The organism is Chryseobacterium sp. KCF3-3 (assembly GCF_045865955.1).
Lineage (GTDB): Bacteria > Bacteroidota > Bacteroidia > Flavobacteriales > Weeksellaceae > Chryseobacterium.
This window is the reverse complement of sequence record NZ_AP035792.1, coordinates 3459772-3473468: the sequence shown is the minus strand read 5'-3', so window position 1 is coordinate 3473468 and position 13697 is coordinate 3459772. Positions and strand designations below refer to the sequence as shown.

Genomic DNA, 13697 nt, shown 5'->3' with positions numbered 1-13697 from the left:
TTTTAGTTAAATATTTTTATAGAATTATGCTATTGAAACTTCTTTTTCTTTTTTTGAAGGTAAATTCATCAAAACAATAGCAAAAAGAATCAGAACAATTCCTACCCACTGGATCAAAAATACTTTCTCTCCCAGTAAAACAAAAGCCATGGTAACGGAAACCGGAAGTTCCAGTGATGAAACGATACTTCCAAGTCCTAAGCCTGCATTTGGAAACCCAACATTGAATAAGATTGGCGGGATAATAGTTCCAAAAAGAGCCAGTACAAATCCATACGTAAGAAATATCGAATAATTAAATGAATGAATATGTTCTGTATTATCTGTAAAATTCAGGTATAATGATTTTAAACCATCAAAATACATGGGTCCTATCTGGGCAAAGAATAAGAATGCAAAAACGACAACAGAACCACCTGCCAGCATAATAATACTCTTTCTGAAAACCGGAAGATGAGTAGCCAGTGTGTTAGAAGTGAACATCGTCAAAGTATAGGAAGCTGCTGCCATCAGTCCCCAGAAAACCCCATGCCAGTCCAGTTCTATTTCCATATTAATAAGATTGGTTGCCAGAACGGTTCCCAACAATACGATAACCACAGAGACCACTTTCCTTGTATTGGGCAACTTTTTTGTAATAATACTCTCTACTACCACACTGAACCATACCGACTGCATCAATAATACAATAGCAATGGAAACATTGATATATTGTACGGCAATATAATAGAATAAACTTGTCCCTCCCAAAGAAGTCCCTGCAAGCAAAAGCATTCTTACTTCTTTAGAACTTGGCATCGATAATTTCTGTTTTGAGGTTAGGGTCTGAATAAAATTGAGGATCAAAAGTCCTGTCAAACCTAAAACGAATTGGGAAGTAGTAACTTCTGAGGTGGTAAAACCATCATGGTAAGCCATTTTTACAAAAGTGGCCAACATACCGTATATACTAGCTCCAATCCCTACAAATAAAACACCTTTTAGTATATTTTTCTTCTTCATAATTTTTTTAACAGCCTGCAAAGGTACAACATATTAATTTAATCATTCTGAAGCGTCATGATAATAGATAAATAAAATCGCCACAAGCAAGCTTGTGGCGATTTTGAGATTGTTTATAAAAGTAAATTATTTTTTAACCATTACTTTCGAAGAAGCTTCGAAACCTAGTCCTTTGATTTTAACCATGTAAGTTCCGTTAACAAGATTGCTTGTAGAAATTGCTTTCTTAGCATCTGGTGAGATTTTATCTTCTGAAGAAACCAGCTTACCAGACATGTCATAAAGTTCTACACTTACTTTTCCAAGAGTGTTGCTTGGGAAGTTGATGTAAAATTCATCTTTAGCCGGGTTTGGATAGATCAAAACTTTATTATCCTTAATTGTTTTCACTTCATTTGTAGCCAACAAACATTCTTCAGGCACTGCAAAATTTTCTACCTGATCAGTAATCACATTCTTAACTCCAGCTGACGCATTTAATCCTAAACCTCTTCTTGCAAAAACGCTCCAAATCATACATTTATCTTGTCCTTGTGTACTTGCTAATTCTGCAGCCAATATCGCATCTCTACCTTCAATAAAGCTAGGATTACAAGACTGAAGTTTTAAAGCATTGGTGATTAACTGAAGTACTCTCGTACTTCCATTCGTAGTATTTGCTAATACATCTGAAGAATATCCATATTTTTCAACATATTTCCAGTGAAGATCCCAAAGCATTGTTGCCCAAACAAACCCAATCGAGTGCACATCCGGAACCAGATTACCACTTGTATTGGTATACTGCATTGTATTAGTATCTCCGTAGGTATAATCATTAATAGCTAGATTAGGTGAATATCTCACTGGTCTTATACCTCCTCCTTCAGTTGGCTGTCCCCCTACATATGTCCCCATACCTCTTGGTACTGAAGCATTGTCTCCTGATTTATTGGTTAACATTAATGCAAAGAAATCAGACCACCCTTCTCCCATCTGCTCTTTACTTACATTTGCGTTCAAACATGATGATCCTGTACCTGTAAGTCGATTTGAAATTCCATGTCCATATTCATGAATTACAATTCCATTATCAAAGCTACCATCTGGAGTTACATTATATGCAGGGTCTTTTTTTAGTGTGATGTTTACCGTTGCATTAGAAGCAAGCTGGCTTTTAATATACTCTCCCTCTGAATTTGTAACAAGTATTGAAGGAATTGTAATACTGGCATCTGTTCCCCCCATTGCAGGAGGAATGTTAACTGCAGCTGCATTATTATAAACAATAACTCCAATAGCTCCTGCATTTTGTGCATTCTTCACTTTCACTGTAAACCCACAATTAGTTCCGCCTCGTTCAATAAGTCCAATCTTCCCTGCAAGAGATCCTGCTGGTAAAGCCTGACAAGCCAGAATATCTGATGACAGTTTTACGTCTCCTGTTACACCAGCAACTGTTAATGCTGGCCCAAACTGAGCCCCCATAACTATAGGTTCACGGGTAATTGCAGTAAGCGGACTATTATAAAATAATAATCTGCTATTGGTTGTTGACCAAAGATACATCTGCATTTTAGGATTATAGCCGTCTTGAGGAGAGCTAAAGTTGGCATTATTCAAACCTCCTCCATCTTGAGCTTCTGCATATACAGAGTCATCATCTCCTCCTACAGGTCCATTTCCAAAATTATTCTGCTGGAAGTTCTTTGCAGATTCTGTAAATCCGAACTGATAGAAAACATCGTGAATTTTGTTATTCAGATAAAATAAATTGGTAATGGCAGCATTCCTATTGTTTACAGAAGTATCATTAATATTAAAAGTAAAATTAAAATTTCTTGTAAAGCCTCCTTCTGCAGGAGTACCTGTAAGATAATCAGGAGCCGTTAAAGCTGTTCCTGCTACATCTTCATAGGCAAAAACATTATTTCCTCTTGTAACAGTATAATGATTAGTTCCGTCAGAATGCCATCCTTCTGGAGAAGCAGTCAGATTCCAAGGGTTGTTAATGATTGATCTTGAACCAAAAGTAGGTGCTTCAATAGGCAATGGAAATACATTATATGATGCATTATCCGGTAAAAGTAATGGAATATTATTATTCTGTACTACACTATTTTGAGGCCCAACTAATGTATTTTCAAAATGATCAGCATGGCTCTCTCCTGCTTCTGAACCGTAAGCATCATGATGGAAATTACATGATAGTGTCAGATTGTTTTTCAACAGTATATTTCCATTATTGGCATCTACTAAAATATTCCAGTAATTGGGAGATTTTGGCTCCATTAAAGTATATTCGTAAGCCAAACGTAAGTTTCCACTCTCATCATTTGTATAAACTAACCTTTGATTAGCTGATGTAGCTCTTTTCTGAGTCTTTTCAAGATATCCGAGAATCGTGAAATTCGCAATATCAGGATTCTTCAGATCCTCAGCAATTTTTTGAAGAGCTGTATTTTTATTAATAGCAGCTATACCTGAAGTAGATGCAGTATAATCTTTGACAAAATTATCGGTGTAGTAAATAATTTTATTATCTCTAATCAATGCTGTTCCTACAGAACTGTATACCGGTAACCCCTTATAAGTCTGTAAAAATTTAACAACATTACCATTCAATGATTTTGAAGGATCTATATTATCAACAATGATATTATTAAGATCAGACTTTTTATATTCTCTTATTTTATTTTGAGAAATATAATCTTTAATCAGTTTTTCATTATCCTGTCCGAACAATATTGTCGGAAATGCAGAAAATACCGCAAATAGAAGAGGTAGAGCTTTGTTTTTCATATCCATTATCAAAGCCGCTAATCTACAAATAATTCACAAAACTTTACTATTTTTTTTATTAAAAATAAACACGTAAACAAATACATATATAAAATACAGCCTAAAAATTATTTTATGTAATTCTCAATTTATAGAACAACATAATACATTCAAGTCTTCCAAATTATGTTTACTCTGTTTTTTGATTTTTTTCATTCAAATATTTCGCAACATAAATAGATATAATTAATATGAATTTCTAATATAAACAGGGTTCATTTTTTTACTATTTTATAAAATTAAGTCTAAGAAAGCCTCTTTTTCAATACCTTAAATATAGATCACACTATAATATACTCATAAAAAAAGCCGCTCAAATGAGCGGCTCCTTATGTATAAATGATTCAAAGATTATTTACCTTCTTCCATTTTTCTTTTCAACTCTGCTAATGCATCGATGTCTCCAAGAGTAGATCTTTCTTCGTTGTTAGAAGAAGAAGTTACGTTTCTAGAAGAAGCTTCTTTTACGTTTTTCTTCTCTTCGTCTCTGAAGATACCTGTGTGAGATACTACTACTCTCTTGAATTCTTTGTTGAATTCGATTACTTTGAATTGAGCATCTTCACCTTTTTTGATTTTAGATCCATCTTCTTTCTCTAATAATCTTGAAGGGCAGAATGCTTCTACTTCAGCATCTTCGAATTGAACAGAAGCTCCTTTATCGTGAACTTCTACAGCTTTACCAGCGTGGATAGTTCCTTCAGCATATTTAGTTTCGAATTTATCCCATGGGTTTTCAGTCAATTGCTTGTGACCTAGAGATAATCTTCTAGCTTGGATATCTAATTCAAGAACTACAACGTCTAATTTATCACCTACTGCGCAGAACTCAGATGGGTGCTTGATTTTCTTAGTCCAAGAAAGATCAGAGATGTAGATTAATCCGTCGATACCTTCTTCTAACTCTACGAATACACCAAAGTTAGTGAAGTTTCTTACAGTTCCTACATGCTGAGATCCTACCGGATACTTAGCTTCGATGTTTTCCCATGGATCTTTAGACAATTGCTTGATACCAAGAGAAATTTTTCTTTCTTCTCTATCTAAAGTTAATACTTCAGCTTCTACTTCATCACCTACTTTTACGAAATCTCCAGCAGATCTTAAGTGAGTAGACCAAGACATTTCAGAAACGTGGATTAATCCTTCAACACCTGGAGCGATTTCTACGAATGCACCATAGTCAGCAAGAACTACTACTTTTCCTTTTACTTTGTCACCTACTTTCAAGTCAGCAGAAAGAGCATCCCAAGGATGAGCTTCTAATTGCTTCATACCTAATTGGATTCTTGTTTTCTCATCATCGAAATCAAGGATTACAACTTTTACAGTCTGTCCGTCCTCTAGGATTTCAGATGGGTGGTTCACTCTAGACCAAGAAAGGTCTGTAATGTGGATCAATCCATCAACACCTCCTAAGTCAATGAATACACCGTAAGAAGTAATGTTCTTAACAGTTCCTTCAAGAACCTGACCTTTTTCAAGCTGAGCGATGATTTCTTTTTTCTGACCTTCGATATCTGCTTCGATCAATGCTTTGTGAGATACCACTACGTTTTTGAACTCAGGGTTGATTTTCACAACTTTGAACTCCATAGTTTTTCCTACGAACTGATCGTAATCTTTAATTGGCTTAACGTCAATTTGAGAACCAGGTAAGAATGCTTCGATTCCGTGAACGTCAACGATCATACCACCTTTAGTTCTAGATTTAACAAAACCGTTAACGATTTCTCCAGTTTCGTGAAGTTCGTTTACTTTATCCCAAGCTTTAAGTGTTCTAGCTTTTCTGTGAGATAATTGTAATTGACCAGTTTTGTCTTCTCTCTTGTCAACCATTACTTCTACCTCATCACCTACTTTAAGGCCTTGGTTGTAACGGAATTCGTTTAGAGAGATAACACCTTCAGATTTGAAGTTGATGTCTACGATAGCTTCTTTGTCAGTTAATCTTACAACTTTACCAACTAAAACGTCGTTATCGTCAAGGTTGTTTAAAGATCCGTTGTAGATTTCTTCTAAATCGCTTTTTTCTTTTCTCGCATCTGCATCAAGACCTGATTCGAATGAATCCCAATCAAATTGTTCTGGTGCTACGTTTTGGTTTAATAAAACCTCTGCTGAATTTGTCTCTTTTGACATTTTCTAATAAAATTTGTATTCCTTCTTTTTTAACGGTTTGAATAAATGCGGATTAAAAAATACGGAAGTAATTAATTGTAAGTAATTTACTCTTCAAACCTTTTCGCCACAAAAGTGGGTGCAAAGATATGAATTTTATTTAAAATAAGCAATAGATTTCAGCAGGCTAATATTTAACTTATATATTTAAAAATCAATACTTTGATTAAAAGAATGCTTCGACTGAGCTAGGCATGACAGCTGATATTGCTTCGTTCTAAATTTAAAACAGTTAGTATTAGAGATGCCATGCTGAGCAGGGTCGAAGCATCTATAACTAGTGGGAGACAAAATGAGATTCTTCATTTCGCTACGCTTCATTCAGAATGACAGGAACGCAGAATTAAAGAAGAACATTACAGTCCTATCCCTCTCAAACTCTCCTATTCTAAAACGCTACCACTCTAGAACTCTCAACCCCTCAAACTCTCCCACGCATCACCCGCTTAAATTCACTACCTTTGCAGCATGGAATTACAGCCGATCTATCAAAAACTGCAGATTCAGGATATGAATCAAATGCAGAAATCTACTTATAAAGCGTCTGAAAACAATACAGACATTGTTTTACTCTCCCCAACTGGATCCGGGAAAACGCTAGCCTTTTTATTTCCTGTTCTCAGAAATCTGAAAAAAAATGTTCAGGGAGTTCAGGCATTGATATTAGTTCCGGCAAGGGAACTTGCTTTACAGATTGAGCAGGTTTTTAAATCTATGGGGACAGATTTCAAAGTTTCTGTCTGCTATGGTGGACATGATAAAAAAATTGAGGTTAATAATTTGATTGAAGCTCCGGCTGTATTGATCGGAACTCCTGGAAGGGTTGTTTACCACTTAAGAAATAACAATTTTAATCCGAAAACGATTAAAACACTGGTTCTTGATGAATTCGACAAAGCTCTGGAATTGGGTTTTCATGATGATATGGAATTTATTTCCAATTCTTTAAAAGGACTTTCTCAAAGAATTTTAACATCTGCCACAGCTATGGATGAAATTCCGGCTTTTACAGGCTTAAAAGATGAAAAAGTAATCAGTTTCCTAAAAGAAAATGATGTAAAACCGGATCTCCAACTGAGAAAAGTAATGACTATTCCTGAAGAAAAACTGGATACTCTTTTCAATCTGGTTTGTAAAATCGGGAACAAGAGAACTTTGATTTTCTGCAATCACCGTGAAGCTGTAGACCGTATCTCTGAACTTCTCAACCAAATGGGAATCGACAGAGAAACTTTCCATGGTGGTATGGAACAGGATGAAAGAGAACGTGCCTTACTGAAATTCAGAAATGATTCTGCAAGAATTCTTATTACCACAGATCTGGCTGCCCGCGGACTTGATATTCCTGAAGTAGAATCTATTGTTCATTATCAGCTTCCTCCAAAAGAAGATGCTTTCATTCACAGAAACGGCCGTACAGCAAGAATGAATGCCAAAGGTTTTGTATACCTGATCATGACTGAAGAGGAAAACTTCCCGTTCATTAAAAATAATACCCCTGAAGAAAGTGTTGCCGGATTTACTAAAGTTCCGCAAAAAACACCTTTCCAGACTGTTTACATCAGTGCAGGAAAAAAAGATAAAGTGAACAAAGTGGATATTGTAGGATATTTACTAAAGAAAGGAGAATTGCAAAAAGAAGATGTAGGAATTATTGAAGTAAAGGACACCACATCCTATGTTGCCGTTGCCAGAAATAAAGTAAACGCTCTTTTAAGAAAACTTCAGAACGAAAAACTGAAAGGTAAGAAAGTGAAAATGGAGGTTGCTTATTAAGAGTTTCATCAACCACAAAGTCACACATTAATTGTAATACGTGCGAGGAATTCCCCTCCTCTGGAGGGGTGGCGAAAATTCTAAGAATTTTTGACGGGGTGGTTTCATCAGCATAACAAAAAGAGTTCTGAAATTTTAAATTTCAGAACTCTTGTATTTATATATAATTATTAAAGTTTATCTGATCCCTCTCACCCTTGTAGGGAAAGTATATACAGATTTCGAGGCAGTAATAAACAGAATATCATTGTTTTTTCCCCCAAAAGCCACATTGGATGTCCATTTCTCAGGAATAGAAATATGATAGATTTTCTTTCCCAAACGGCTAAAAACATGTACGCCATCTCCCGTTAAGTAAAGATTTCCATGTTTATCCAGCTCCATTCCGTCTGAACCCATTTCACAGAAGAGTTTTTTCTCAGATAATTTTCCTTCTCCTAAAATATCATATACATAGGTTTTTCCGGCATCAATATCAGAAATATAGAGTTTCTTTAATTTTTCGCTTCCTACAATTCCATTAGGTTGTGTGAAGGTATCCAGTTTCGTAACTTTTCCTGTTCTATCTCTGTAATAAAGACTTTTATGTTGGATTTCCTGTTTAAAACCGATCCAGTAATCTCTTTCATACAAAGGGTCAGTAAAGTACATTCCTCCCACTTCATCATTCCAGACATCATTGGGTCCGTTCAATCTTTTTCCTTCAAAACCTTTTAGCAGAACTTCAACTTTTTTGTCTTTGGAAATCTTCCAGATCTCACCCTGATCGTCTGAACAGGTAATCAAATAGCCGTCTTTATCAAAGTGTGTCCCGTTGGCTCTTCCTGTTTTATCTAAAAACTCTATCACCTTATTACTTTTCCAGTCCCAATAATAAATCTTATCATTTGGCTGATCAGTAAAGTAAACATTCCCTTCTTTATCTGCTGATGGTCCTTCTGTGAAACTGAACTTGTCGGAAACCATTTCCGGTTGTACTCCTTCATAAAACATTTTACTATAATTTACTGATTGACAGTTTACCAATGCGAAAACCAAACCAATCATACTTATTTTAAAGATATTCTTCATGCTTCATTTTTAAAGCTGCAATTTACGATATGGCTCAAAAGTATCAAAACATTTTCTCATTTTGATACAATAAAAACCACCGAAGTAAAATGTCCTAATTATCCTATTTTGGACGTAGATCATATTAGTAATAAAAAGATATAATCCGGAGCTTTGCAGTAACAGGATCAATCACTTTTTTTCATGGAAAATATCTTAAAAAAATGATGAATCCGGATGAAAATTGTACCAAAATACTTTATAGCATACAACAATGAGCGCAGAGTCCAACAATATCAAGTCTTTGGAAATTGAAAATGAAGATTTCAGAAATTCCGTAGGAACCATGGATGAAACCGGGAAAAGAAAATGGATATTCCCCAGAAAACCTAAAGGAAAGTATACCAACTACAGAAATTACACCAGTTATCTTCTTCTTGCGATTTTCTTTGGATTACCTTTTGTAAAGATCAATAACAATCCTTTTCTTCTCATTAACGTGATCGACAGAAAGTTTTTTATTCTTGGACAACCATTTTACCTGCAGGATTTTTTTATCCTGGCTTTAGGAGCGGTAACCTCTGTCATTTTTGTGATGTTGTTTACGGTGGTTTTTGGAAGAATATTCTGTGGCTGGCTGTGTCCGCAGACTCTTTTCATGGAAATGGTTTTCCGCAAAATCGAATACTGGATTGAAGGTGACCGAAATAAGCAGATGAAGCTTGACAGACAGGAATGGGATGCGGAGAAAATAAGAAAGAGGCTGACTAAATGGTCTGTTTTTCTTCTCATTTCACTGATTATTTCCCACTTTATGTTCATGTATATTGTGGGCTACGAAGAAGTTTTTCGTATCATGAGTGAAGGACCGGAAGGAAACTCACTGAAGTTTCTTGTTATGATTTTCTTTACCATGACGTTTTATTTTGTTTTCGCATGGCTTCGTGAGCAGGTTTGTACGTTGGTTTGTCCTTATGGGAGACTGCAAGGGGTATTGATTGACAAGCAAACCATCAATGTATATTATGATTTTAAAAGAGGTGAAGGCCGTGCCAAATGGAGAAATAATGAAGATAGAAAAGCTGCAGGAAAAGGAGATTGTATCGACTGTAACCAATGCGTTGTGGTATGTCCTACAGGAATCGATATCAGAAACGGACAGCAGCTGGAATCCGTAAACTGTACAGCCTGTATCGATGCCTGTGATGAAGTCATGGAAAAGGTTGGTTTACCTAAAGGATTGGTACGTTATGCAACAGAAGCCGAAATTGAAAATCAGGATAAATTCCGTTTTACCCCAAGAATGAAAGCAACAACCGTTATCCTTGCATTATTAATCGGATTCCTTGGATTTTTAATGTACGATCGTGGTTCTATGGAAGCAAAATTCATCAAACCGGCAGGTTCTACATTCTTTGTTAAAAACGGTAAAATCACCAACACCTTTATTTACACTCTTCTGAATAAATCCAACGAGAAAAAAACACTTACCATAAAAGTCATTACTCCAACAAATGCAGAGATCACTTATTTTGGTTCTGAAAAAATCATATTGAAAGGAGATCAGATCCTGAAAGGAAACATCAACATTTCCTTCCCTGAAGAACAAATTAAGTTCTCAAAACAAAATATGGTCATCGGAGTATTTGATGAAAAAGGTCAGTTGGTAGATTCGTTTGAAACGACTTTTGAAGGACCGTTTAAGTTGGCACTTTAGGTTGAAGATGGTAGGTGATAGGTTGCAGGTTGTTGGGATCAGAAAAAGTCGTTGATATTTCCCTAATTCCTCTCCTCTGGAGGGGTGACAAAAATTCAAAGAATTTTTGACGGGGTGGTTTCCAACAATCTTTCATTAAACATTAAACTTTGAACCTTAAACTCTAAATTTTACACTCATTAAGCCTTATATTTCCTCATAAACTGCGTAGGAGTCATTCCGGAGCTTTTCCGGAATACTCTTACAAAGTAGGAATATTCTTCATATCCTAATCTGAAAGCAATTTCAACCAGGCTTTCATCCAGGTACATTAACATCCTTTTGGCTTCCAGCACTACTCTTTCTGTAATCACATCTGTAGCTGTTTTTTGAACAACAGTCTGTGCAATCCTGTTCAGGTGTTTGGATGAAATTCCTAATAAAGAGGCATAATGGGTAATGGATTTATGTTGGGTAAAGTTTTGTTCAATCAGATTTTCAAAATCCTGATAATGTTTAAAATAAGAAAGTCCGGCAGCTGAATCCATTGTATCAAAATCCTTTGAAAACAATCTGGAAGCATTGATGAAAATCTGAGACATCAATGATAAAATCAGCCCTTCTTTCATTATGCTTTTAGTCTGATGTTCTTCTCCCAATTCCTGAAATAAGCTAATGTTTTTCTTAAGCTCACCAGCATCCAATTGAAGTTTTCTCGGAAACGATACAGATCCAAAGAAGGGAAAATTTCTCAGTTTCTGATTCACATAATGCATTTCATAAAACTCCTGAGAACAGAAGAAAATATATCCATCAATATCTTCGGAAAGTTCCCAACTGTGAATCTGTCCCGGCGACAGAAAAAACAAGCTTCCTTCCGAAACTTCATACCTTTGAAAGTCTATTTCATGTACGCCTGTTCCTTTAGTAAAAAGAACCGCAGCATAAAAATCATGTCTGTGAGGTTTCTCTATATGACGATGTCCCACCACCAAATGATTCTTCATTGTATTAAAATAAAAATCTGAAGTATTTTTACCCGCCTGGAAAAGATCGATATGAAGAACAGAAATCGGATTCATTTATATTTATGTATCGTAAGAATTCACAAATTTAGACAAAAAAGAGCTGGTAAATAACGGTCCTCTGTATATGCTACAATAAATGTGTGCCATTGAATCATGAATTTGGCCCTATAAATTCCATTGAAACAAAGTATGACCGCACTTTTTACAATATATTTTGGGTGAAACTTTAAAAAATTTTTATCTTTGAAGTTTAGGAGTTGTAAAATGAAAATAAATTTACCTGATAAGCTGTATTATTCGATAGGAGAAGTTGCGAAAGCATTCGATGTAAACACTTCATTAATACGTTACTGGGAACAGGAATTCCCGATTATCAAGCCTAAAAAAAACAGAAAAGGAAACCGATATTTCACTCCTGAAGATATTAAAAACCTTCAGATGATCTACCATCTGGTAAAAGAAAAAGGATATACCCTGGACGGAGCCCGCGTCGCTCTGACAACCAACAGTAAAATTTCTGAAACCATCACTCTGATTGACCGCCTGGAATTTGTAAAAGCTGAATTGATTAAGCTGAAAGAATCTTTGGGAGAAAGAGAGGAAGAATAGTTTCTTTGAAAATATAAAAACCTCCGCTGCAATGAATTGCAGCGGAGGTTTTATTTAAGCCTATCAGGAAATACGATAAACAGCTATTTTTACAATATACTATACCTTAGCTCCCCCTTGACTAAGGAGATTATAAGGGTTATAGAACGGGCTGAACGAACTTTCTAAGTTGCTGAAGACGATTTAATGGTTAACAAGATTTCAGGTTTCTGAGCCAAAAATAAAACCCACCGCGGTTGCAGTGGGTTTATTTTTATCTACCACACGAAAGGATTCGTGCGGGAGCGGGGGAACCGATTTAAAGCCAACCAATAATATCTTCTTTACCTTTGCCTATTGAAAGTAAATATTGTACTTTATTGTTCTCAATTTTAATAAAAAATGGTTCTTTTAGATGTTTGTTTTCTAGAATATAAACACCTTCAGTTATGCCATCTAAATTAGGCTTTTTACTTTTATAAGAGTTGTAATCTGTAATAGTAAATTCACAATTATATTTTTTAAATTCCTTTAATACTTGAATATAGCCCTCCTTATAGTCTTTTGGTTTATCTTTATAGTAAGAGTCATAAAATTTTTCTGCACTCTCACTACTTAATTCATTAAAAAAAGTAGCAAAAACCGGGTTACTATACTGTTGTTTTGGTTTTGAACAGCAAAAGCAGAAAAAAACAACTGCTAAACTACAAACCAATACCTTTAACTCTATCGTTATCACTCTCATTATTTTTATTTTTTGGTGTTTTTGAATTACCTTCAAGGGTCTTTCCCTTGCGAATATTATTATTTTGTTCTCTTATATCTTCACCTAAATCACCCGGATTATGTCCTTTGAATCCACCATATGAACTCGTAGTTTTTGGCAATTTGATACCTCCTGCTGCTGCAGTGTTTATAACAAAGTCAGCGCAATTATTGGTATTTAGATCATATTTTGTATTTTGATCTGATTCTACAAAATCTAAAATATCATTAAAGTTTTTTTCGTTAATAGACCTTGTTTGTACTACTTCTTGTTCATGACCAAAATTATCTTTTATTTTTCCTGATGCCTCTGATGCTATAGGATTGACACTAGGTGGATAAGGATAAAAGCCAAAAGTTTTAGAATCTGTTGTACCATCCGTATTTTTCCTATTTAATGTTATAAATGCATGTCCTGAATCTCTATTTGGACTAATTTGATATACAGTTCTATCTCCTCCTTTCCCTGGTTGATCTACATGAATAACTAATTGATAGCTTTTCCCTTTTTTTCCATTATCAAAAGTTTCTCTAATTTTATTAGCATCTATTGCTTCTAAGCCCTCTAATTCTCTATGGGATATAACTTTATTTTCCGAGAAATTATAGTGTGACTGATAAGCATATTTTTCACTTAGCGGGTCAACATTAAAGAACCTCGCCATACCAGTGTCATAATTCCTCCATCTATAAGAACTCCATTTGGTATCAATCTGGTTTTCCTGTCCCTGCGTAGAGTATCTATAGCTTGGGGTTACTGTACCATTAATATTAAAATCTCCACCAAACTC

The 13697-nt window shown here is 35.2% G+C and carries 10 protein-coding genes; 3 read left to right on the top strand and 7 right to left on the bottom strand.

The features are described 5' to 3' along the window. Window positions 1-24: 24 nt before the first annotated feature. The 3 genes from ACKTTZ_RS15610 to rpsA form a co-directional block, all read right to left on the bottom strand. A complete protein-coding gene (locus ACKTTZ_RS15610; protein WP_034695345.1) occupies window positions 25-1002 on the bottom strand; it encodes an EamA family transporter in 978 nt (325 codons plus the stop codon). Window positions 1003-1128: 126 nt separating this feature from the next. After that, window positions 1129-3783, bottom strand: a complete 2655-nt coding sequence (locus ACKTTZ_RS15605) for a T9SS-dependent M36 family metallopeptidase (RefSeq protein WP_407845978.1) — start codon at window positions 3781-3783, stop codon at window positions 1129-1131. Between the two features lie 390 nt (window positions 3784-4173). After that, a complete protein-coding gene (gene rpsA, locus ACKTTZ_RS15600) occupies window positions 4174-5964 on the bottom strand; it encodes a 30S ribosomal protein S1 (protein WP_034695342.1) in 1791 nt (596 codons plus the stop codon). 507 nt (window positions 5965-6471) lie between these two features. On the opposite strand from rpsA, the gene ACKTTZ_RS15595 reads away from it, so the two are divergent. Continuing rightward, entirely contained in the window at window positions 6472-7779 is a 1308-nt protein-coding gene (locus tag ACKTTZ_RS15595; protein WP_407845977.1) for a DEAD/DEAH box helicase, read from the top strand. A 177-nt stretch (window positions 7780-7956) separates the two neighbouring features. Here the strand turns inward: ACKTTZ_RS15595 and ACKTTZ_RS15590 are convergent, their stop codons facing one another. Then, a complete protein-coding gene (locus ACKTTZ_RS15590; protein WP_253317804.1) occupies window positions 7957-8850 on the bottom strand; it encodes an SMP-30/gluconolactonase/LRE family protein in 894 nt (297 codons plus the stop codon). Window positions 8851-9103: 253 nt separating this feature from the next. Between ACKTTZ_RS15590 and ccoG the strand changes: the two genes are divergently transcribed. Then, window positions 9104-10546 carry a cytochrome c oxidase accessory protein CcoG gene (gene ccoG / locus ACKTTZ_RS15585; protein ID WP_407845976.1) on the top strand — a complete coding sequence of 481 codons (1443 nt, stop codon included), beginning with the start codon at window positions 9104-9106 and terminating at the stop codon, window positions 10544-10546. Between the two features lie 179 nt (window positions 10547-10725). Here the strand turns inward: ccoG and ACKTTZ_RS15580 are convergent, their stop codons facing one another. After that, on the bottom strand, window positions 10726-11607 hold the full coding sequence (locus ACKTTZ_RS15580; RefSeq protein WP_407845975.1) for an AraC family transcriptional regulator: 882 nt from the start codon (window positions 11605-11607) through the stop codon (window positions 10726-10728). 210 nt (window positions 11608-11817) lie between these two features. On the opposite strand from ACKTTZ_RS15580, the gene ACKTTZ_RS15575 reads away from it, so the two are divergent. Beyond that, complete coding sequence (locus tag ACKTTZ_RS15575; protein WP_034695336.1) at window positions 11818-12162, top strand: MerR family transcriptional regulator; 345 nt, start codon at window positions 11818-11820, stop codon at window positions 12160-12162. A gap of 298 nt (window positions 12163-12460) precedes the next feature. Here ACKTTZ_RS15575 and ACKTTZ_RS15570 read toward each other — a convergent pair whose 3' ends face one another. Together ACKTTZ_RS15570 and ACKTTZ_RS15565 are read right to left on the bottom strand one after the other, a co-directional pair. Beyond that, on the bottom strand, window positions 12461-12880 hold the full coding sequence (locus ACKTTZ_RS15570; RefSeq protein ID WP_156106434.1) for a hypothetical protein: 420 nt from the start codon (window positions 12878-12880) through the stop codon (window positions 12461-12463). Continuing rightward, window positions 12846-13571 carry a hypothetical protein gene (locus ACKTTZ_RS15565; protein WP_407845974.1) on the bottom strand — a complete coding sequence of 242 codons (726 nt, stop codon included), beginning with the start codon at window positions 13569-13571 and terminating at the stop codon, window positions 12846-12848. Before ACKTTZ_RS15565 ends, ACKTTZ_RS15570 begins: the two co-directional genes overlap by 35 nt. Window positions 13572-13697: the final 126 nt, after the last annotated feature.